This is a genomic window from Capnocytophaga canis, assembly GCF_043187445.1.
GTDB lineage: Bacteria > Bacteroidota > Bacteroidia > Flavobacteriales > Flavobacteriaceae > Capnocytophaga > Capnocytophaga canis.
Genome location: NZ_CP171121.1, coordinates 1,609,542 through 1,632,743, shown reverse-complemented (window position 1 = coordinate 1,632,743; position 23,202 = coordinate 1,609,542). Strand labels below are relative to the sequence as shown.

Below are 23,202 nucleotides of genomic sequence, written 5' to 3'. Positions count from 1 at the left end.
ATACATTATAAAAAAACTTTGCCAAAGTTTAAACTCTGACAAAGTTTTGAATGAGAAAACTATTAGGTGTTGAACTTATTATGGTAAAATTCCAAATACTTATCAGTACCTACCTATTAGAACCACTTCACTAATGCAAAATCTTGGCGGTGTGGTAACAAATCATTTTTCGGGAACACTCGAAGTCCAAGTTGTAATGAACCTGGATACTCGGTAACCACCTCTAAGGTATAAAGAGCTTTACTACCTTCTTGTGAAGCTGGTGTAAATTCTTTTTTGTCCATTACTTTTGTTTTTCCTTCCTTGTCCTCACGCGCGATGACCAATTCCAAACCAATGTCATTCATGTTCAGCCCTCCAATGTCCAAAGTTATTTTTGCTTGGTAGTTATTTCCTATGGAAATCAATTGTTTGTTCTTGTTCGGAATTTCAGTACTTACTATTTTGACGTTATCCCACTCTTGATTTACCTTGCGTTTCCAGTCCGAAATTTGAATTGCTAAGGCAAAATTATCCTGTTTCAAACTCGCAGCACGTTCGCTCATAGGGAAGTAATATTGATTTTCGTAATCCGTAAGCATACGTGTTGTTGTGAAATTTACTGCCACTTTAGCAATAGTATTTTTAATTAACGCACACCAAGATTGTGAAATGCCGTCTTTATCTTTTTCGTAGAATGTAGGAGCAATTTCATCCTCAATGATGTTGTATATCATTTCGGCATCCATTTCATTTTGATACTCTTGATTTTCGTAAGCTCGTTCCATTGGTAAAGCCCAACCAGCATCTTCGCGATAGCCCTCTACCCACCAACCGTCGAGTACGCTAAAGTGCATCACTCCGTTCATTGCAGCCTTTTCTCCACTGGTTCCAGAAGCCTCTTGCGGACGCGTTGGAGTGTTCATCCAAACATCCACTCCTTGTACCATATGACGAGCTAACTCCATGTCATAGTTAGGAATGAAAAGAATTTTACCTAAAAACTGTGGCATTTTCGAGATTTCAACGATGTGTTTAATCAAATCCTGACCTGCTTTATCGGCAGGGTGTGCTTTTCCTGCAAAAATGAACTGTACTGGTCGCTCTGGATTGTTTACTATTTTATCCAAACGCTCAATATTAGTGAATAATAAGTGGGCTCGTTTGTAAGTCGCAAAACGACGTGCAAAACCAATAGTAAGAATATCTTTTCTTAAATTCTCTTTGATTTCAATTAACTGTTTAGGTGAGAAATACGGTGTATTTTTTTCCAAACGTAACTTTTGCTCCACACGACGTAATAATTTTGCTCGTAATTCTGTTTTGACTTCCCAAATACGTTTGTCGGACACTTTATAAATCCCTTCAAAACCTTTAGGGTCAAATTGATTCTTTTTGAAATCTTCACCAAACACCTCATCTTCAATTTCTTTCCATAAGGTAGCTGTCCATGTTGGTTTATGTACCCCATTGGTAACGTAGCTGATGTGTGACTCTTCTGGCATATAACCTGGCCATAGATTTTTGAAGATATCCTTACTAACTTCTCCATGTAGCCAACTCACTCCATTTACTTCCTGTGATAGATTAGCCGCCAAATTACTCATTGAGAATTTCTCTCTTGGATTGTTCAAGTTAATTTTTCCTAAGGATAGAATTTGTTCCCAACTTACGTGTAGTTTATCGGTATAATTCTCAATATGAGCTCTTAGCATACCTTCTTCAAAGAAATCGTGTCCTGCTGGTACTGGTGTGTGCGTAGTAAACAAAGATGAAGCTCGTACTACCTCCATAGCCTCGGAGAAAGACAAATTGTCATTTTGGATGTATTCACTAAGTCGTTCCAGTCCAATAAATGCCGCGTGTCCTTCATTGCAGTGATATACCTCAGCATCAATTCCTAACTTACGCAACATTTTGATGCCTCCTAATCCTAAAAGCATTTCTTGTTTCAGACGGTTTTCCCAATCTCCCCCATAAAGATGGTGGGTTACAAAGCGGTCATCCTCTCTATTATCTTCAAAATCAGTATCTAATAGATATAACTCAATGCGTCCTACATCCACTCGCCAAACACGCGCGTACAATGTTCTTCCAGGTAAATCCACTGCCACGACCATCCATTTTCCATTGGTGTCAATCACTGGGGTGACTGGAATTTTTGAGAAATCTTGAGCTTCATAATCAGCCTCTTGATTTCCTGCGGAAGATAATTTTTGAGTAAAATATCCATAACGATAAAGTAGTCCTACACCAGTAATTTTTGTAGCCTTATCACTAGCTTCTTTCAAGTAGTCTCCTGCCAAAATTCCCAATCCTCCCGAATATATTTTTAGAGAAGAATGTAACCCATATTCCATGCTAAAATAAGCAACCGATGGGCTTACCATGTCTACTTTTTTAGCCATGTAATTTTGGAATTTGTTATATACGTTTGACAGTTGTTTCATAAAAGCAGTATCTTTCTCAAGCTCTTTATACCTTGAAAGCGAAATCATATCCAACAATTCTATTGGATTTTTGCGAGAATCAAGCCATTTTTGAGGGTCAATGCTGTGGAATAAATCCGAAGCATCGTCATTCCAACACCACCAAAGGTTTTTTGCCAATTCTTCCAAAGGTTGTAGTGCTTCTGGTATCGCTCTGTGAATGATAATATTACGCCAAATAGGAGTATTCACTATTTTACTTTTTTCTAATACAGAAGCTGCGTCTGTGTCAATGTTAGGCAGACTAATTATTCGTTCTTCAATATTTTCTAAGGTCAGTTCGTAGGCTTTAAAGTAATTTTTACTTAAGTTCTTCCATAGGGCAATTTCGGCCACTTTACCTGCTTCTTCTCTAATTAATTCAAAGTCAGAATCTTTCATCAGAAGTAGTGATGATATGTTTTTAGTGATTTCACTAACTACATCACCATAATTGCTGTCAGTACGCTTGATAACCTCAATAGATTTCTGTTTTTCAGGATAATAATTTTCTACCCATTTTCCAAATCCAGCCAAAGAAGTCGTGATTGTCGGCACATTGAAAGCTAAACTTTCCAATGGCGTATACCCCCAAGGCTCATAATATGAAGGGAATACAGTGCCGTCAATTCCAATAAGTACATCGTAGTACGACAAATTGAATATACCGTCATTGCCGTTCAGATAGCTAGGGCAAAACACCACTTTCACTTTATCTTCCTTGCGGTTGAAAAGTTGTTGTTCATAGATTCTGCGTAGAATTTGGTCATTATTAGGGTCTGATAAATAGTGCGTTAAATGTTTTTGGTCATTATTTCCCGCTTGTTGCGGATAGTCCAAATTATGTTGTAACCCATGGTTTACGCCCTCATGAGCCGTAGGAACTAGCAAGAAAGCAATTACCTCTTTTTTATTTTTCGGATTGCGGTTCAACGTGCCTAAAGCATCAATGAAAGCGTCAATACCCTTATTTCTGAATTCATATCTTCCGCTGATAGCCAACATCTTAGTATCCTCACTAAGCGTATGCCCAACTAGAGCTTGAGCTACTTTATGGAGTTGTTTTTTAGCTTCTTTGCGTTTTTTATCAAAAGTTTTGGATGAAGGAACAATACTGTCTTCAAATCCGTTTGGAGTAATCATATCAGTTTTACGACCTAAGAAATGAAGCGATTCCTGTGCTGTTAGCTCACTCACAGTAGTAAAACAATCTGTCACTTTCGCTGCGGTTTTTTCCAAGAAATGCTTGTGTTGCACTCCAAATCGATATGCCATTTCCTCAGGATTGTAACCTTTCATATTGTCATAGAGCGGATAACCATTTCCTGCAATTGAACGACCTACAACGGTGGCGTGTGTAGTGAAAACAGAACCTACTTTTGGCATTTTGTCTTCGATGTAGAGCAAACCACTACCTGTCATCCATTCGTGGAAATGACACAGTACATTTTCGCGTGAAGCGGTGTTGAATTTCACAAAGCTCTCAATAACCTTGGCTGCAGCGTATCCAAAAAGTACTGATTCGATGTAATCCCATGAGCTGTTTAATGAGTCAAGTTTGTATGTATCCCAATAGTAGCGTAGAATCTCATTTTTGTTGCTGATGTAGCTCGAAAAATCCACTAAAACCACAATCGGATTTCCTGCCACATTCCAATTTCCTACACGCACTCGAAGCCCTTCGCTTCCTGCTTTGGTTTTCCACGATTTGAAAAGTTCTTTATTTTCAATAAACTCCTTGTTTTCAGCGTGTTGCCAGATATCTGGCCCAATGAGGATGTATTTATTTTTGAATTTTTTAGTAATGCTCAACGCTTTGGTTGAGATAACGGTGTGAATACCACCTACCTTGTTGCACACTTCCCAACTTGTTTCGAAGATGTAGTCAGGATTTAATGTCATTTTCTTTGTTGGCATAATGATGTAATCTAAATATTTATCGTATGTTGTTATTTTTAAGTTAAATTTTCAAGAGGTAAAGGTACAAATAAATATTATTTTTTGCAAGAGAGAAAGATGTTTTGTTTTGAGCCACACTCAACTCGTGCTAACTGCTTTTTTTTATTTTGGAACAATAGTTTTCATTATCCATAGTTTTTTTCGTTCGGTAAGTTATTAATTCTGCTATACAATTGATTGATTTTCAATATTTTATTAGATGATAAATTTAATTAAGAAAAAAGTAGATACTAATTCAAAAAAAGATGATAATTTAATAAAAATCAAAACTTTATATCTCTAATCATCAATTGTAGGTATCTTTTCCCGTTCCAAAAATTTTCCTCAAGTGAATAGGCAATTTTGAAAACATTACCTTGTTTGATAGTTGGTAACATATGAGCCATATTGAAAGCTGTGGCGGTAAAAAATCGATTTCCTCCGCATTCCTTCAAAGTTAATCGTAAATGCTCTCCATTCTTGCCGATAGCTTTTGCTACGCCTGTATCTATCACATTTTCAGCGTAAAAAATAGGTGTCATATTGTGTGGCCCAAAGGGTTCAAACTGACTTATAATGCGAAACATATTATCCGTAATCTGTTCCAATGGAAGCATGGTGTCTATCGTTATTTTGGGCTGTAACAATTCCTTTGTGATGGTTTTAGAAACAATTTCTTCAAATTTTTCTTTGAAAAGGCTGTATTTCTCAGGCAAAAGAGTGAGTCCTGCAGCATATTTATGTCCTCCGAATTGCTCAATATACTCGGAACATTGTTCCAAGGCTTCGTATACATCAAAACCAGAAACGGAACGTGCGGAAGCTGCATACTTTTCTCCACTTTTAGTAAATACAAGCGTAGGACGGTGGTACGTCTCAATAAGACGAGAAGCTACAATCCCTATCACGCCTTTGTGCCATGATGGTGCGTAAACCACAGTCGAAAAACGATGTTGTTCCTTATTCTCTTGAATTTGTGCTAAGGCTTCATTGGCAATATTTTGGTCTAAATCTCTGCGTTCCGTATTGAACTCTTCAATGATTTTAGCCTTTTCAATGGCTCTATTTTCATCGTTTTCCGTAAGCAATTTTACTGCAAATTTGCCGTGTTCAATACGCCCCGCGGCATTGATACGGGGCGCTAATCGGAACACTACATTGGAAGTCTTCACAGGTTTGTCCACTTCCAACAAAGCCTTCAGTCCTACTCTCGGATTTTGGTTCAACACTTGCAGACCAAAATACATTAACACCCGATTTTCGTCCGTAATAGGAACAATGTCAGCAGCAATGGCAGTAGCTACTAAATCCAAAAATGGTAGGATTTCCTCAAAAGGATATCCCCAATGTTCGTTGAGTGCTTGAATGAGTTTAAACCCTACCCCACAGCCACATAACTCTTTGTAAGGATACAAACAATCGACTTGTTTGGGGTTCAGAATGGCCAATGCATCGGGTACAATCTCAGACGGACGGTGGTGATCGCAAATAATGAAATCAATTCCTTTTTCATTGGCATATGCTACTTTATCAACTGCCTTAATACCACAATCCAAAGCAATAATTAACGAAAAGTCATTATCGGAAGCGTAGTCAATTCCTTGAAAAGAAATGCCGTAGCCTTCGCTATATCGGTCGGGGATATAAAAATCAATATTATGGGTGAATTGTTGTAGAAATAAATACATTAGTGCCACGGCGGTAGTTCCATCTACGTCGTAATCACCATATATGAGTATATTTTCTTGATTTTCAATAGCTTTATGAATGCGCGATACTGCCTTTTCCATATCTTTCATCAAGTAAGGAGAATATAAATCATCCAATGACGGACGGAAAAAGCGTTTTGATTTATCAAAATCAGTGATTCCTCGCTGAGCCAATAACGTAGCTATTGTTTCACTGACATTGAGTTCTTTTTGGAGTGAAGCTACTATTTCTTTTTGAGGTGATTGTTTGAAAACCCAATTGTAATTCATGTTTAAGTTCTTGCTAATGGATTATTGCTTTCCTTTTTTAGTTTTTGATATTTTCCTAAAACAATTATTTGTAGGAGCTACTCTTTAAATAATATCCTGTTCAAATTATTTCAAAATAATGTTTTGCGTGAAAAACAGTACTTTACACAAATATAAAGCATTATATTTCAGTAACTTTAGGCAAATATAAAAAAACAGATTTTAAAACACTTCTATCTGTGATTCTATTTTGATCAATTTGTTACAGATATAATGGCTCTCATTTCGGGGAACATTTACCTGATAGATGTTTTTTTACTAACATTCCGTCAATGAGTGATTTAGAAATACAAAATAATCCTTACTCCTCCTTCTTACAAGATTCCACGATTTTTTCACGGTGTTTTTTGCCCCATTCTTGTAGGGCAGAAAGTACAGGCTTTAGGTCTTTGCCGTAGGGCGTAAGGCTGTATTCTACCGTAACGGGAACGGTGGGAAACACTTCGCGATGTATTAGTCCATTCATTTCCAAATCTTTCAAAGCGTTGGAAAGGGCTTTGGGTGAAATACCTTTTAGTTCGTTTTCCAATTCTTTAAACCGCTTGGTATGGTCGCAGAGGCTGTAAATAATAGGAAATTTCCACTTTCCGCCAATGACTTCAATCGCATCTAAAACCGATTGTATTTCCGTGTATTTATTTTCGTTGTTTTCTTTCATCAAAAGTTTTTTAGATTGCAAAAATAGACAATATTGGCAAATAGAAAAACATTGAATATCTACATTTTTCAAAATAAACATCTAAAAATCAATTACTATATAAAATTATATTAACTTGATAATGTTCTATTACTGAAAAATGTATTGCATATAGTCGTATCTTTGTATCAGAAAAATAAAAGGAGATTAAACAATGAAAAAAAATGTTGTTTTGATTGTTTCTAAAGAAGAAACTTTCATCAGAGAGTTGGCAAAAGTATATACTTCAGTTGTGTTTGAATTTGCGGATAATGCCGAACAAGCCATTGAAAAATTGAATCTCTTTGCTGTGGGAGCAATATTGGCAGATGCAACCATTGAAGAACAAGAAATCCTCAAAATAAAGAAAATCGCAGGAATTTTAGATTCGGAGATTATATTTGAAAAAGCAAATTTCAAAAATATGGCAGATTTGGAAAAAGTAGTCATCAATCTTCGTAATGAATTATTTAGAAGAAGAATGTCGAATTATACTTTTGAAGATAATCCGAATTTGAACAATCCTTTTCTGAACTTGGATAAAACCAATATTTTTAAGAAAAACGAATAGTCAGAATAATTTTTATTGTAGATAATATGCTGTAAAACAATAAATAACAAATTTAAAAAAGAGATTATGAACACCAAACATATAGAAAAAATCGTTCGTCCCGGCACACCTCATTTTGTGGGAGACGGATTTCGCGTACATAATTTCATTCCTGGAACTTCTTCTATGGAGCGTATGGACCCCTTTATAATGATGGATTATAATGCCCCGTATGTTTTCCCACCGAGTGAAATTCCGAAAGGTGTAGATGTGCATCCGCACAAGGGTTTTGAAACCGTAACCATCGCTTACAAAGGCAAGGTAGAACACGCTGATAGTGCAGGTGGAGGTGGAGTGATAGGAGAGGGCGATGTACAATGGATGACCGCTGGAAATGGTATTTTACACAAAGAATTTCACGAAACCGAGTGGAGCAAATCGGGAGGACTTTTCCATATGATGCAGCTGTGGGTGAATCTTCCAGCAAAGTACAAAACCACTCCGCCTAAGTATCAGGCAATAAAAAATGTGGATATCCCTAAAGTTCCGATAACCGATGGCGAGGTAGCGGTTATTGCAGGGGAATACAACGGCGTGAAAGGTGCGGCTTCTACTTTTAGTCCTATCCATATGTATAATGTGCGTTTGCAAAGAGGAGGAAAAACCACACTTTCTTTCCCAAAACATTACACCACGACTTTGGTAACAGTGGAGGGAAGCATCCGCGTAAACGAACAGGAGGAAGTCACTGCTGACCACTTTGTTTTGTTCAAAAACGATGGTGAAAATTTCACTGTGGAAGCCACTTCTGATGCCTTGATATTGGTGCTTAGTGGAGAACCCATTGCCGCTTATGGTCCGTTTGTGATGAATACCCGCCAAGAACTCATACAAGCCTTCCAAGATTTTGAACAAGGCAAGTTTGGAGAGTTGAAGTAACGAAAATGTGAAACCTAACAAAATAATAAACACTTAATAAATTGATTTTCTTTTTATTAGGTGTTTTTTTTGTGCTTAATTCAAGTTTTTTATAAAATAAAACTAAAAAAATAGTTGTAACTAAAAAAATAGTTTGTATATTTGCCGTATAAAAATAATAAGTTAATGTCTCAATCTATAAAAACGCTTACTAAAGCCGAAGAAGAAATTATGCAAGTATTGTGGCAGCTAGGTAAAGGTACAGTCAATGATATCATTGCACAACTTAATGACCCCAAACCTGCCTACAACACGGTATCAACAGTGGTTCGGATATTGGAAAATAAAGGGTTTGTCAGTCACGAGCCACAAGGTAGAGGATTTATCTATTTTCCAATAGTATCGAAGGAAATTTACAGTCACAAATCACTCAAAGACTTGGCTGAAAATTATTTTAAAGGTTCTTTTAAATCAATGCTTTCCTTCTTTGTTGAAAAAAAGGACATCGACTTAAAAGATGTAGAAGACCTATTGCAAAAACTTAAAAAGGAAAAGTGATGGAAAACTTTTTAATATATTCAGTTAAAACGATGTTCGTACAGCTTTTGTTTTTATTGCTTTACGAAGCGTTTTTCAAAAACGAGCCTTATTTTAGGATAAATCGCTTTTTCCTGCTATCGGGAATTGCACTTTCATTAACATTGCCTTTTTTCCCGGTTTCTTTGGCAAACGATAATATTACAGCGGCTATCCGTTTGGAAGAATTTGTCGCCTATGCCAATACAACTTCAGAAAATATGGTTATAGCCTCCAACACGAATGCTATCAATTGGTATGAAATGATTTACGGTATCGGAGCAGTATGCTTCGGATTGCTTTTCATCATAAAAATAATACGGTTGAACCGCCTATTGTACCGTTCACAACAGGTGGTTCTGAACGGAACTCGTATTTTCCTATTAGAGGATTTGACCCAAGCCTTTACATTTATGAATAACATTTATGTAGGCAAAGAACAAGCGGAAGAAACTTGTGTTATTGAACACGAAAAGGTGCATCAAAAGCAGTGGCACTCGCTTGATTTGTTGTTTTTGGAACTGATGAAGATTGTTTTTTGGTTTAATCCGTTGTTGTATTTCTATCAGAAACGATTGGTAGAAGCACACGAATTTGAAGCCGATAGGCAAACCTACCCTAAGTTTCAAAACTATTATTATCAAACACTTATTAACCAAGCTTTGGGAACGAAGATTGATTTACTTACCAGTTATTGGTCTGCTCCCAAACTTATTAAACGAAGACTAAGTATGTTACAACAAAAACAAAAATCGACAAAAGGGATGTCAAAATACTTATTGGCAATCCCCGCATTGGCAGTTTCAGTGCTGATGCTTTCGGCAGGTAATGCTCCGCAAAACAATCTATCGGAAAGCCTTCCAAAAATTTCAGTAACTGAAGCTCAACTTACAAACAATCAAGTTGTTAATGACACACTTCCCTTTACGAAAGTAGATAAAACACCTCGTTTTAAGGAGTGTGAAAATGTTTCTGAAAGTGAAAATTTAGATTGCTTCAGAAAAAAAATGGACGCACACATAGCACGTAATTTCAAATATCCAGAGGCTGCTTTAAAAAATAATCTACAAGGTAAGGTAACCGTGGTTTTTGTCATAGGCGCTGAAGGAAAGGTTGTTGTAAAATCGTTAAAAGGAGGCGATAAGCTACTTCAAGAAGAAGCAAAACGTCTCATAGAAATGCTACCTGAACTTATTCCAGCAAAACACAAAGGTAAAAATATTGCAGTAAATTTCGTTTATCCAATAAGTTTTAAATTAGGTAAATAGGATTTTGACAAAGCCCATTTTTTTTGGGCTTTGTCTTTTTTTCATTGGAAACCGTCAATTTTTTCATTACCTTTGTGCGAATTGTTTTTTCAACTAAAATTATGATACAACACATTAACAAAGTAAGTTTGATTGTAGGATTGGTGTTTTCCAATTTTATTTTCGCTCAACAGCAGCCTCTCCTTGGCTATGCTTATGGCGACCAACAAGCTCCCACAGGCAAGGAATGGGAATCGGTGGAGGAACTTTCACTTAACAAAGAACAGCCCAAAGCCTATTTTTTCTCGTTTGTTGATAAGCAGTCGGCACGAAAAGTATTGCCCGAAAATTCCAAATATTGGCAATCGCTCAACGGAAATTGGAAATTTCATTGGGTAAAAACACCTGATGAGCGTCCGAAAGATTTCTTCAAGCCGAGCTATGACGTAACTGCGTGGGAGGAAATTCCTGTGCCTTCCAATTGGAATATCTACGGCATTCAAAAAGATGGAACCCTAAAATATGGCGTACCGATTTACGTCAATCAGCCTGTGATTTTCTACCACGAACGCAAAGTGGACGATTGGCGAAAAGGCGTAATGCGAACTCCGCCAACTTCTTGGACAACTTATATTTACAGAAACGAAGTAGGCTCATACCGACGCGAATTTACCATTCCGCAGGATTGGAAAAATCGCGAAGTGTTTATCAATTTCGATGGCGTGGATTCCTTTTTCTATCTGTGGATAAACGGAAAATATGTCGGTTTTTCAAAAAATTCCCGAAACTTGGCGGCGTTCAACATCACCAAATATCTGCAAAAAGGAAAAAATACGGTGGCGGTGGAAGTGTACCGAAACTCGGACGGCTCGTTTTTGGAAGCTCAGGATATGTTCCGCTTGGCGGGAATTTTCCGTTCGGTGGCATTAACTGCTACACCGAAAGTGCAAATACGTGATTTGCAGGTAATTCCTGATTTGGACAACAATTACCAAAACGGAGAGCTGAATATTTCCGCAGAAATCCGAAATTTGGATAAAAAACAAGCACAAGGCTACAAAATCGAATATTCACTTTACGAAACGAAACTCTATTCCGATGAAAATAAAGAAGTTGGAAAGCCTATTTTTTCGACTTCCTTTGATGTTTCTTCACAAAAATCATCAATCATTAAAACCCAATTTCCGTTGGAAAATCCTAAAAAATGGTCAAGCGAATTTCCGCACCGTTATGTATTGGTGGCTCAGCTTAAAGACAAGAAAAACAACGTGATAGAAACTGTTTCCACCTACACGGGCTTCCGTAAAGTGGAAATTAAAGACACCAAAGCCGAAGACGACGAATTTGGCAAAGCGGGACGATATTTTTACGTAAACGGCAAAACCGTCAAATTCAAAGGAGTAAATCGGCACGAAACCAATCCCGAACGCGGACACGCCATCACTCGCCAACAGATGGAAGACGAAATAAAATTGATGCAACGAGCCAACATCAACCACGTGCGAAATTCACACTATCCTGACGACCCATATTGGTACTATTTGTGCGATAAATACGGTATTTATTTGGAAGATGAAGCCAACATCGAATCGCATCAATATTACTACGGAAAAGAATCGCTTTCGCACCCCAAAGAATGGGAAAAAGCCCACGTGGCACGGGTAATGGAAATGGCTCACGCTACGGTAAATAGCCCTTCGATTGTGATTTGGTCGCTCGGAAATGAGGCAGGACCGGGCGAAAACTTCGTAACGGCTTACAACGCTCTTAAAAAGTTCGACCCATCGCGCCCCGTTCAGTATGAGCGAAATAACGACATTGTGGATATGGGTTCAAACCAATATCCGTCCATTGCTTGGATGAAAGGAGCTTCGGAAGGAACACACAATATCAAATATCCGTTCCACATTTCGGAATATGCTCATTCTATGGGAAATGCGGTGGGGAATTTGATAGATTATTGGGAAGCCATCGAGTCGAGCAACTTTATTTGTGGAGGTGCGATTTGGGATTGGATTGACCAAGCGATGTACAACTACACCAAAGACGGAAAGCGTTATTTTGCTTATGGAGGTGATTTTGGCGACTATCCGAATGATGGTCAGTTTGTTATGAACGGAATTATTTTTGCGGATATGACGCCCAAACCCCAATATTACGAAGTGAAAAAAGTGTATCAATATGTTGGATTGAAAAATATAGGCAATGAAGTTGAAATCTTTAACAAAAACTATTTCAAGGATTTATCGGATTATGATGTAGAGTGGTTTTTGTTTGAAGACGGAAAATCAATTGAAAAAGGGAATTTAGCCATTGGCAACATTCCAGCACGAAGCAGAAAATCTGTAAAAGTACCTTATAATCAATCGCTTTTAAAACCCACTTCGGAATATTTCTTAAAAATTCAATTCAAATTAAAAGAAGATAAACCTTGGGCAGAAAAAGGATACGTTCAGGCAGAAGAACAATTTTTGCTGAAATCACCAATACAAAGACCTTCTATTTTGCAAATTGCCAAGGGCGAGAAAATTGAACTTTCTGATGAAGGAAATCTGAAAGTATTGAAAAACAGCAGTTTTACGGCAAAATTCGACACCAAAACAGGAAGTATTTTTAGTCTAGAATACGGAAATGAAAGTATTATCACTGACGGCAATGGACCCAAAATCAATGCACTACGGGCTTTCGTGAATAACGATAATTGGTTTTATGAGAAGTGGTTTGAAAAAGGGTTACATAATTTGAAACACAATGCCACTTCCAACAAAGTAGTTGAAAACAAAAATGGCTCAATTTCCGTATATTTCACAGTGGTTTCACAAGCTCCGAATGCAGCGAAAATTCACGGAGGAACAAGTTCAGGAAAAAATAAAATAGAAGAATTAACCGATAGAAAATTTGGAGAAAAAGACTTCAAATTTATTACAAATCAGATATATACGATTTATCCTGACGGAAGTATAGAACTGCAATCGGCTATTACGTCTAACGATTTGTGGCTGATACTTCCGCGATTGGGATATGTGATGACCATTCCGCAGAAATACGAAAACCTGACCTATTACGGACGCGGAAAACACGACAATTACAACGACCGAAAAACGGGAGCTTTTATTGAGCAGTTTTCAGGCAAAGTGAAAGACGAATTTGTACATTTCCCGAAACCACAAGATATGGGCAATCACGAAGAAGTACGTTGGATTTCACTTACTGACAATCAAGGAAATGGAGCGATTTTCATTCCGAATGAGCCAATGTCATCTTCTGCATTGCAATACACAGCAAAAGATATGATTTTAGCAGGACATCCACACGAATTGCCTAAGGCTAAGGACACATATCTGAATTTAGACATTGCTGTAACAGGCTTAGGCGGAAATAGTTGCGGACAGGGGGCACCACTTCCGAAAGACCGTATTTTTGCAGGAGGTTCGCACGTAATGGGCTTTATGATTCGTCCCGTTCGTAATGGGAACATTGAGGCGGAGACGATGGTAAGACCTGCGGGTGAAATTCCACTTGCCATTTCACGCGATTACTTCGGAAATGTAAGTATTTCATCGGAAGATAGGTTTGCTAAAATCGTATATACAATTGATAATCAAAAGAAACCATCAAAATATAACTTGCCTATTCCGTTTAGAAAAGGCGGAAAAATAATGGCTTGGTTTGAAGGTAAACCCGATTCCCAAATAACGATGACTTTTGACCGTTTGGAGAACGTGCCTGTGCGGGTAATTTCTGCAAGTAGCGAAGAATCAGGCAGTGGCGATGCACAAAACTTGATTGATGGCAACCCCAGTACCATTTGGCACACGATGTACTCCGTTACGGTGGCGAAATATCCGCATTGGATAGATTTTGATATGAATGAATTGCGTAACATCAAGGGATTCACGTATTTGCCTTATGATAGTTGGAGCAGTAAAATAAAAGAATACAGTTTTTCAATAAGTTCCGATGGGAAAAATTGGACAGAAATCCAAAAAGGCACATTTGACACCAGTGCAGAGCTAAAACGCATACTTTTTGATAAAACCCTGAAAACCCGTTATGTACGGTTTACGGCATTGAGCCAGCATTACAATCAGGATTTCGCTTCGGGAGCCGAGTTTTCAGTGTTGGAAGAATAGGAGCTTTTAAGAATTAAACTAAAAGAAGCTGACCTTTTCGGACAGCTTCTTTTGTGTTATTTAGTGGAATAAAGAACTCTATTGTCAAGAAAAAGAAAAAGGAGGTGTGTTAGGAGTAGTAATCCTGATTTGCTTTTTTTCTTCTTCGCTTAAATGTTTTAAACGAATTTCCACAATTGTTTCTATGAAATTTGAAATGATAAATTCAATATAGACATCACTGTTAAAGGAATTTAAATTCACTTTTTTAGGTGTTTTTACTTCAATGTTATGACGATTAAGTATCAGTTTGTTGTCGTTAGATAGAAATAGGACGGTTTTATAAGATTTATATTTTCCGATTTTAAAATATCCAGCTATAACCAGAGCATTTTCGTAAAAATACAAATCAGCAAGTCTGAAACGATATTTATGCTGACCTCTTCCTGCCCCTCCACCACTTATGAATGTTTCGCATTTTACCGAATAAAGAGTATAATTTAGTTTTAAGCCCAAGTCTTTTATTTTGTTTAGTTTTTTTCTTGCCGTTCTGTCATATATAGCATTTTGAATCCAATACAAAGCTATAAATAATAGAATAAAAAAGAATAGGATATATAAAATTCATTTTTAATGATGCTTTTTTAAGTATTTGTTATTTAATGGTTTATATCATTTTTTATTTGAAGAGGAGCAAAAACAACTATAAGGAAAGGGATAGAGGTGTTTTCATATTTTACTTACTAAAAAGTTGTCGGGAGTATTAAAATTACCCTAACATATTAATATAAATTAACTTGTTAAGTAAAGCTTTGTTAATCAAAGTGATTTTAGTTTTTCGATAATTTTTATAAATTCATCTCCTTCTCCAATTTTCTTTTCTTTTTCGTCAATAAAATTATATGGAATTCCTCCTTCTACATATTGTAAAACACCATTTTTGTCCAAAAATAAATTTAGAGGAAACGACTTTATTCCTAATTGGTTTATTAAATCTTTAGCATCAATTAAATGTTCAAAATCAAAAGAGTGTGATTTTAGGAAATTTTCGACGGTTTCTTTCTTCTCATAGGTAACTGCTATAAAGTTAAAATCATTTTTGTATTTCTCCTTGATTTTATTTAAAACAGGCATTTCGTCGATACAAGGAGCACATTTGGTAAACCAAAAATTTATCATTGTAGGCTTTCCTTTTAGTTGCTCCGAATTGAATTTTACGCCATTCAAGGTGTTCAAACTGAATTTAGGAAGTTCTTTATTTTTATGTTCGGAAAGAGGTCCTGATTTAAAAAGTTCGTTCTGTTCTTTACCACACATATCAAATGAGACCATGACGATGGTTGAATCTTCTTTTATCAGTGTTTCCTTTACTACTAAGCTAGCGTTCATTTTTCTGCTAAATGCTTTTGTCATCTTATCTTCCAAAATGGAAATAACTTCTTTTAATTCGGTTTCGGTCAGCCTATTTTTTCCGTCCGTACTATAGTATTTAGTTTGAGAATAGGAAACTACTGAAACAAAAAGAAGAATTAATAGCAATGTTAATTTTTTCATGGTTTTTTGTGATAATTTTATTAGTGTTTATAAATATGTGAAATATGCGTATTTTCAGCATTAGCAGTCAAATATAGGTAATTCAGGAATTGGTAAGTGTACATAGCACTGGTTTATCATGTTTCTTTAGGTAACATTTACAAATTCATCGAGTTTTCGTTACTGATTTTTTACTTCTCCTGAAAGAAGGGGCATCTTGAGAGTAAAGAGTCGTATCAAAAATTAGGTATAAAAACGGTAATATGGTTTTCATATAATATTGATTTCTACTCTTGAGACGAATGAAAGAAGAAAAAGTTACAAAAAATGTACACTTTCTTAATAACAAATTATCAAAGTGCCTGAAAGAGTTGATTTTACATATCAAAAAAATTAAACTCGTCTGTTGAGTAGTGTTTATTTTCTTTTCGCTTACCCCTTGTGCTACGAAAGATACTTTTTTTTGATAGTGCTAAAAGTTCATTTTTTAAGTCACCTCACAATGATTTTTTTAAATGCTTCATTTGAGAGTTTATTTTAATAACTAAAAAGCTGATTATGCAACCCTTATACAGCTTACAGAAATAAAAATATTATGCGTTTTGCCTAAAAACTTTACTAAAAACTAAGATTTTAGCAAAGTTTTTTTTAGTTTTGCAACTAATTTGGGTAACACTATCATTTTGAAACAATGGAACCAATTTCTATCATTATAATAATCATATGCTTGATTTTATCTGCCTTTTTTTCAGGTTTCGAGATTGCATACGTATCCTCTAATAAAGTGCATATCGAAATCCAAAAAAAGCAAGGAGGATTACTGGCCGATGTGTTGACCAAAATAACGCGTAAACCTTCGAAGTTGATTACAACTATGTTGGTGGGCAATAACATTACATTAGTACTATACGGTTTTGAGATGGGGCGCGTGATGACAGCTACGTTACCTCCTTTTTTTCAAAATGTGTTGTGGCATACCGTAATCTCTACGCTGATCATCCTTATCACGGCAGAGTTCATGCCGAAAGTTTTTTTTCAAATTTACGCCAATCAATTATTAAAAATATTGGCTATTCCAGCTTATTTTTTCTATTGGTTGTTCTCTCCAATATCGAATTTTGTTATTTGGATTTCAGATTTTATACTGAAAACATTCTTTAAAACTAAGGGTGATTATGTCCCGTTATCGTTCACAAAATTAGAACTTGTGGACTATATTTCCGAACAGATGGAAAACGTTCCAGAGAAACAAGAAGTTGATGCTGAGGTACAGATTTTTCAAAATGCATTGGAGTTTTCGGGGGTAAAAGCACGTGAAATTATGGTTCCTCGAACGGAAATTGTGGCAGTTGAAATCAATGAAAAACCAGAGGTTCTCATTGATACATTCGTGTCTTCAGGATTTTCTAAGATATTGGTTTACAACGAAAATATTGATGATATTGTGGGATATGTACATACGTTTGATATGTTCAAAAAACCTAAAGATATTAAAAGTATTTTGATTCCAATTCCGTACATTCCTGAAACTATGCTCATTAACGAAATCCTCAATATGCTCACACGAAAACGGAAAAGTATGGTCGTGGTTTTAGATGAATATGGGGGTACTTCAGGGATGCTCACTCTGGAGGATATAGTCGAGGAACTTTTTGGGGAGATTGAAGATGAACACGATAAAGATGACTTTGTGGAGGAAAGAATATCCGACAATGAATTTGTGTTCTCTGCACGTCTGGAGGTGGAGTATATCAACGAAACTTATAAACTTAATCTGCCTGAAAGTGAGGAATATGAAACTCTTGGCGGGTTGATAGTTTCCTCTAACGAAGGCATTCCCTCACAAGGCGAAATTGTGGAACTTGCTCCATTTGATTTTGTTATTGAAGAATGCTCAGCAAACAAAATTGAGCGTGTACGAGTTTTTATTCAAGAGCGATAGTAAATAAAAATCTCGAGAAAGGGCTTTTCTATTATATGTAATTGTAAATTCATAGCTAAAATGAAATATATCGTAAGTTTATTAATCACATCAGTTATCATATTTCTTTTGGGAAATGTATTGCCAGGAGCGCATATAACTGATTATTTTTCAGCTATTTTAGTAGCTTTTGTCTTGTCAATTCTGAATGTTTTAGTAAAACCTGTGTTGGCAATTATTTCCATTCCCATAACCATTCTTACCTTAGGATTGTTTATGTTCGTGATTAACGCCGTGATTATTCTATTGGCAGCTCAATTGGTTGAAGGCTTCAAAGTAAACGGATTTTTTGGAGCTTTATTATTCAGTTTATGTCTCTCCTTAGTACAATCCGTAGCTCAAAATTTGTTAGACAAGCAAGAGCAAAGGAGATAGGCCAAATGTAGAACTTAGGAGAGTGTAACAACAAATTCCGAATCCTTAAAAATTTAAGAATAAAAAAAATAATCAAATGAAAAAGCACGTCAAAAAATTAGCCATACACGTTGTTTTAGCCTGTATTTTGTTAGTCGTTTTAGGATTTGCATTTTTATCTATACTGAAAGTGTGGACCAATCATGGAGAGTATGTGGTTGTACCTGACCTATCTAAGAAAACGCTGACCGAAGTTGATTTTATGCTTAAAGAAATTGATCTACGTTACGAGGTACTTGACTCGGCTACCTATGATCCTAAATTTCCAAAATATTCGGTAATCAGCCAAAATCCTGAAGCTACGGAGCATGTGAAAGAGGGGCGTAAAATCTACCTGACGATTAATCCATCTGGCTACCGTAAAGTAACCATTCCAAAAGTAATTCAAATTACGAGACGAAGTGCTGAAGCCATACTAAAATCGGTTGGGTTAGAAATTGGAAAAGTTACTTATGTCGATGACATCGGTAAGGACATGGTGTTAGAACTTTCGCATAACGGACAAAAAGTAGAGCCTGGGGATCAACTCATTAAAACTTCAAAGATAGATTTGACATGTGGCAATGGATTTACAGGACAACCTATTGACTCTACAGCGGTTGAAGAGATTGTTATACCTTTGGAAGAATTGGAATAATGGTTACATTTGAGGAAGAAGATATTGAAAAAGGCGATGAGCTTTACGAACATTACAGTTTCAAGGCAGGTAAAGGGCAGGAACCTTTACGAGTGGATAAGTTCTTGATGAATTTTGTAGAAAATGCTACCCGAAACAAGGTACAACAGGCTGCAAAACAAGGAAATATATTCGTTAATGGAATCGCTGTCAAATCGAATTATCGGGTTAAAGCTAACGACGAGGTTAAAGTCATGTTTGCACACCCTCCACATGAGGAGCTACTTACCCCAGAAAATATCCCAATCGACATTCTGTTTGAAGACGATCAGCTATTAGTCGTTAACAAACCCGCAGGAATGGTCGTGCATCCAGGGCATGGAAATTATAGTGGAACACTCATCAATGCTCTCGTATATCATTTTGATAATCTGCCAAATAACAGCAGCAATAGACCAGGGCTGGTGCATCGTATTGACAAAGACACCAGCGGACTTTTAGTCATCGCTAAAACAGAAACAGCGATGGTACATCTGGCTCAACAATTTTTTCACAAAACAACTGAACGTGAGTATGTTGCTTTGGTATGGGGTGACGTTAAAGACGATGAAGGAACGATAGAAGGACACATCGGACGACACCTAAAAGACCGATTGCAAATGGCTGTTTTCCCAGATGGAAACCACGGTAAAGAGGCTATCACACATTACAAAGTTTTGGAACGTTTTGGATATGTAACGCTGATTTCTTGCAGGTTAGAAACTGGACGTACACACCAAATTCGCGTACACCTCAAGCATTTAGGTCACACTCTTTTCAATGACGAACGCTATGGAGGTGATAAAATTTTGAAAGGTACTACTTTTGCTAAATACAAACAATTTGTTGAGAATTGCTTCCAAGTGTTGCCCCGTCAGGCATTACACGCAAAGACCTTAGGCTTTGAGCATCCCGTGACAGGCGATATGTTACGTTTTGATTCGGAACTGCCTCAGGATATGGTTGATTGTATCGAAAAGTGGAGAACATATCGTCAGTTTGTGGGAGAATGATTATCAGACGCTAATCTCTGCCCTCTTCGGGATAAAGCAAATCATCCATCACAGTCAATTCTACTGTTTTGTCTTCGTTGATGTAATATTTTATAAGCAATTCCCCCCAAAGTCTGCCATCAGAAAAATCACAAATTGCCCATTTGTGGTTTAAGATTTTGATTTTATTAGTTTGGAAACTCTCATTTTTAGGTGCAAAACGAATCAATGGGTGTTTTCCTTTCACAGTATTGGTTTTCAAAATTTGATTCATCACTAACTCCTGAGGATTATCAATTCCTTGTTCAATAAAATAATCCTTTGCAGTGTTATTGTATTGTAAATCAAAATATTGCAAATCACTATTTTTAATCACTAATGAACGGATTGAGTCCAACAATGATTGTCGGTCACCATCGGCTGTAGCAACCTGTTCAGAGTCCACTTTGGGAACCTCAGCAAATTCGATTTCGTTTCTTTCCGCACGGAATAGGAAGAAAACATTTATTCCCAATGAGATAAGTAGTAAAATTACAAGTAAGGTTTGCTTATTCATAAGATATTGAATTTTGTGTGTTTATTGGTATTATTTTTACTTTATGATTTCGAACGTACGATTGTATGATATGTCTGTTTTTTAATGAATTAGGCAAAGGCGTGATCAAATTCTCCAAGATTTCTACCTGTGATAGTTGATAATTCAAATTAAAAAATCCGTAACCTTTGACGATTCCGTTCACGACCAAAATCACACTCTTCTCATCAAATGTACGTCCTTTGTCAATGATAGCAATGGTTTGATTTACAAAGCCATACTTTTTTATTACCTGCTCGGCACGTTGGTTGTAAATTTCCACAGCTTCTTCATCAATACACGCTCCATTACATTTTTTGATAGTGTAGTTATGACAATTTTTTTTAGCCTCCGAAAGCCGCTGCAGTTTGGGGCATAATCCAAATTCTTCTGTAATCTGATACAGAAAATTTTGAGCCTGGTGAATTGTTTCAAAAGTAGTTATGAACGACGTTTTTTGTGTTTGAAACATCTCGGTTGAAAAACAAAGATATCCACTGCGATTAAAGTGCGAAGTCAAAACATAGTTGATTTTTGTTGTATTTGACTTATTATTTTTGTTGTATTTGGGGTTGTTATGCTCCAACTCGTGTAGCTCCTTCAATCGTGTAATGAGTTCATTTCCTGTTTCTTCGTATGTAATTTTATATGTTTGTTTTTGCAATAAAACATCTCGCTTCAAGGGTGAGGAAAAATGTTGCGTCACTCGTTTTTTGATATTCTTATTCTTTCCGATGTAGATGATTTCTCCCGCTTCATTGTACATATAGTACACTCCCAAACGTTCGGGTAACTCATCCAGCATACGAATATGGCGGACATTTATTGTAGGAGCATTGCTTTTCAAATACGTAGTGATAATCTCTTTTTTGCTGTCTTTTTCTAAGAGATATTTAAAGAGTTTGACTGTGGCAAGTGCATCACCACAAGCTCTATGTCGCTCACTAACTGGAATTCCCAAAGAACGTGCTAACTTACCTAAACTATAAGATTCTTTACCCGGAATTAATCGTTGTGCTAATTCAACTGTACAGAGTGTGGTACGAGAAAAATCGTACCCCAAGCGTCGGTATTCCGTCTGCAAAATGCGATAATCAAAACTTGCATTATGGGCAACAATCACACAATCCTGCGTGATTTCGATAATTCGTTTAGCCACTTCATAAAATTTTGGCGCTTTTCGCAACATTTTGTTGTTAATACCTGTGAGCTTCACTACAAAATCTTGCATTTCGCGTTCAGGATTAATAAGGGTTATGAATTGATCAACAACTTCGTGTCCATCAAAACGATAGATGGCAATTTCAGTGATGCCTTCTTCATTAAATTTCCCGCCCGTGGTCTCAATGTCAAGAATTGCGTACAAGAGAATGTTTTATTTATGTTAGAATAGATAAATTAAGTTTATATCTGAGTGCAAATATATGAATTTTTCCAAAAAATATGGCATACAACTAATCTTAACCGATTTCAGATGAGTAAAAAGAATACCTGAAAATAACATTAATTTTATCTACATTTGTTCTAAATAAAAATAATTTGTTATATTTGCCTCCTATTTATGGATTTCATTTGTTTAAAATCAGTTCATTGAGAAGATACACATAGAAAAAACATCTATCTTAGGTATTATTTTCTCAGTTTAACTCGAGAGGGTTGGCTGGCTACATGTTATCTAAATTTTTATATCTCTGAAAGATGCTGTAGTGATAGATTCCTCGGAAAAACAAACGTTTTTTATATAAGTAACTTATTAACTTTAATACATATTATGATGAAGAAAACAATCAGTTTTATCGTTTTATTCTGCTTGGCAATCACTGCTAAAGCACATACCGTTTGGTTGGAAACCAACACTTCAGGAAAACTCAACAAACAACACGAAGTAAAAATCTTTTTTGGAGAATTAGAGAGTCCAACATTTAGTGAAAAGTGGTTCTCTGATATCAGAGATATTGATGTGAAAGTTACTTATCCGTCAGGCAAAGTTGAAAGTTTACAAAAAACGAAACGTGAAAGTCATTATGTTGCGTTTTTTACTCCTACTGAAAAAGGGACATATACTGTGAGTGTGGCTCATTTGGTGAAAGATGTATTTCGCGAGATGAAAATCACTTATCAATCGGTAGCTTTTGTGAATGTAAATTCTAAGGAAAAAAAGGAGTTACAATTTGGAAATCTGCCTGTACAGCTATCGGCTGAAAATACGGATTTTAAAGTTGGGCAAAAAAATAAAATCAAAATCTTGAAAGAAGGAAATGTGGCAGAAAAAGAGCGTGTGAACATTTCGTATGAAAATGGTTGGGGACAATCATTTCGTTCCAATAACAAAGGTGAAATTTCATTCACATTACCTTGGAAAGGAAAGTACATTGTAGAATATTCATACTCTAAAAAGGAGACAGGAACGCATAACGGAGCTGATTACAAATCGGATTATCAAACAATTACGTATGTAATCTACGCTAAGTAGTATCCATCATGATTTTAGAAACACCATGATTAGAAGGCTGTTGGAAACTTTTTCTAACAGCCTTTCTTGGTTGTTTCAAAAGTAAAAATCGCACATAA

General features: G+C 36.3%; 17 protein-coding genes. 10 read left to right on the top strand and 7 right to left on the bottom strand.

Features of this window, described 5'->3' with window-relative positions:
- Nucleotides 1-116: 116 nt before the first annotated feature.
- From glgP to ACF3OB_RS06900, 3 genes are all read right to left on the bottom strand, one after another.
- On the bottom strand, nucleotides 117-4,367 hold the full coding sequence (gene glgP, locus ACF3OB_RS06910; RefSeq protein WP_392448765.1) for an alpha-glucan family phosphorylase: 4,251 nt from the start codon (nucleotides 4,365-4,367) through the stop codon (nucleotides 117-119).
- 302 nt (nucleotides 4,368-4,669) lie between these two features.
- Complete coding sequence (gene recJ, locus ACF3OB_RS06905; protein ID WP_392447232.1) at nucleotides 4,670-6,364, bottom strand: single-stranded-DNA-specific exonuclease RecJ; 1,695 nt, start codon at nucleotides 6,362-6,364, stop codon at nucleotides 4,670-4,672.
- A 340-nt stretch (nucleotides 6,365-6,704) separates the two neighbouring features.
- A complete protein-coding gene (locus ACF3OB_RS06900) occupies nucleotides 6,705-7,061 on the bottom strand; it encodes a helix-turn-helix domain-containing protein (protein WP_042347632.1) in 357 nt (118 codons plus the stop codon).
- Between the two features lie 193 nt (nucleotides 7,062-7,254).
- Between ACF3OB_RS06900 and ACF3OB_RS06895 the strand changes: the two genes are divergently transcribed.
- The 5 genes from ACF3OB_RS06895 to ACF3OB_RS06875 all read left to right on the top strand — a co-directional run bounded on the left by ACF3OB_RS06895 (nucleotide 7,255) and on the right by ACF3OB_RS06875 (nucleotide 14,503).
- Nucleotides 7,255-7,650, top strand: coding sequence for a hypothetical protein (locus tag ACF3OB_RS06895; RefSeq protein WP_392447230.1), 396 nt, complete (start codon nucleotides 7,255-7,257; stop codon nucleotides 7,648-7,650).
- Between the two features lie 66 nt (nucleotides 7,651-7,716).
- Nucleotides 7,717-8,568: a pirin family protein gene (locus ACF3OB_RS06890; RefSeq protein ID WP_392447229.1), complete on the top strand. Its 852-nt coding sequence runs from the start codon at nucleotides 7,717-7,719 to the stop codon at nucleotides 8,566-8,568.
- Nucleotides 8,569-8,733: 165 nt separating this feature from the next.
- Entirely contained in the window at nucleotides 8,734-9,105 is a 372-nt protein-coding gene (locus ACF3OB_RS06885; RefSeq protein WP_018278204.1) for a BlaI/MecI/CopY family transcriptional regulator, read from the top strand.
- Nucleotides 9,105-10,391, top strand: coding sequence for a TonB family protein (locus tag ACF3OB_RS06880; protein ID WP_392447228.1), 1,287 nt, complete (start codon nucleotides 9,105-9,107; stop codon nucleotides 10,389-10,391). Before ACF3OB_RS06885 ends, ACF3OB_RS06880 begins: the two co-directional genes overlap by 1 nt.
- Before the next feature lie 101 nt (nucleotides 10,392-10,492).
- Complete coding sequence (locus ACF3OB_RS06875) at nucleotides 10,493-14,503, top strand: glycoside hydrolase family 2 TIM barrel-domain containing protein (RefSeq protein ID WP_392447226.1); 4,011 nt, start codon at nucleotides 10,493-10,495, stop codon at nucleotides 14,501-14,503.
- An 84-nt stretch (nucleotides 14,504-14,587) separates the two neighbouring features.
- Here ACF3OB_RS06875 and ACF3OB_RS06870 read toward each other — a convergent pair whose 3' ends face one another.
- Nucleotides 14,588-15,064, bottom strand: a complete 477-nt coding sequence (locus ACF3OB_RS06870) for a hypothetical protein (RefSeq protein WP_392447225.1) — start codon at nucleotides 15,062-15,064, stop codon at nucleotides 14,588-14,590.
- A 237-nt stretch (nucleotides 15,065-15,301) separates the two neighbouring features.
- On the bottom strand, nucleotides 15,302-16,036 hold the full coding sequence (locus ACF3OB_RS06865; protein ID WP_095893637.1) for a TlpA family protein disulfide reductase: 735 nt from the start codon (nucleotides 16,034-16,036) through the stop codon (nucleotides 15,302-15,304).
- A gap of 670 nt (nucleotides 16,037-16,706) precedes the next feature.
- Between ACF3OB_RS06865 and ACF3OB_RS06860 the strand changes: the two genes are divergently transcribed.
- The 4 genes from ACF3OB_RS06860 (at nucleotide 16,707) to ACF3OB_RS06845 (ending at nucleotide 20,078) form a co-directional block, all read left to right on the top strand.
- Complete coding sequence (locus ACF3OB_RS06860) at nucleotides 16,707-17,957, top strand: hemolysin family protein (protein ID WP_392447223.1); 1,251 nt, start codon at nucleotides 16,707-16,709, stop codon at nucleotides 17,955-17,957.
- 60 nt (nucleotides 17,958-18,017) lie between these two features.
- Nucleotides 18,018-18,371 carry a phage holin family protein gene (locus tag ACF3OB_RS06855; RefSeq protein WP_392447220.1) on the top strand — a complete coding sequence of 118 codons (354 nt, stop codon included), beginning with the start codon at nucleotides 18,018-18,020 and terminating at the stop codon, nucleotides 18,369-18,371.
- Nucleotides 18,372-18,447: 76 nt separating this feature from the next.
- Complete coding sequence (locus ACF3OB_RS06850; protein ID WP_392419904.1) at nucleotides 18,448-19,047, top strand: PASTA domain-containing protein; 600 nt, start codon at nucleotides 18,448-18,450, stop codon at nucleotides 19,045-19,047.
- Nucleotides 19,047-20,078 carry an RluA family pseudouridine synthase gene (locus ACF3OB_RS06845; RefSeq protein WP_042005406.1) on the top strand — a complete coding sequence of 344 codons (1,032 nt, stop codon included), beginning with the start codon at nucleotides 19,047-19,049 and terminating at the stop codon, nucleotides 20,076-20,078. Before ACF3OB_RS06850 ends, ACF3OB_RS06845 begins: the two co-directional genes overlap by 1 nt.
- 10 nt (nucleotides 20,079-20,088) lie before the next feature.
- On the opposite strand, the gene ACF3OB_RS06840 is transcribed toward ACF3OB_RS06845, so the two are convergent.
- Together ACF3OB_RS06840 and ACF3OB_RS06835 are read right to left on the bottom strand one after the other, a co-directional pair.
- Nucleotides 20,089-20,613, bottom strand: a complete 525-nt coding sequence (locus ACF3OB_RS06840; protein ID WP_172918042.1) for a hydrolase — start codon at nucleotides 20,611-20,613, stop codon at nucleotides 20,089-20,091.
- Complete coding sequence (locus tag ACF3OB_RS06835) at nucleotides 20,606-21,997, bottom strand: exonuclease domain-containing protein (RefSeq protein ID WP_392447218.1); 1,392 nt, start codon at nucleotides 21,995-21,997, stop codon at nucleotides 20,606-20,608. The genes ACF3OB_RS06840 and ACF3OB_RS06835 overlap by 8 nt, the downstream gene beginning before the upstream one ends.
- Before the next feature lie 405 nt (nucleotides 21,998-22,402).
- Here ACF3OB_RS06835 and ACF3OB_RS06830 point away from each other — a divergent pair, with 405 nt between their 5' ends.
- A complete protein-coding gene (locus tag ACF3OB_RS06830; protein ID WP_392447216.1) occupies nucleotides 22,403-23,104 on the top strand; it encodes a DUF4198 domain-containing protein in 702 nt (233 codons plus the stop codon).
- Nucleotides 23,105-23,202 lie beyond the last annotated feature (98 nt).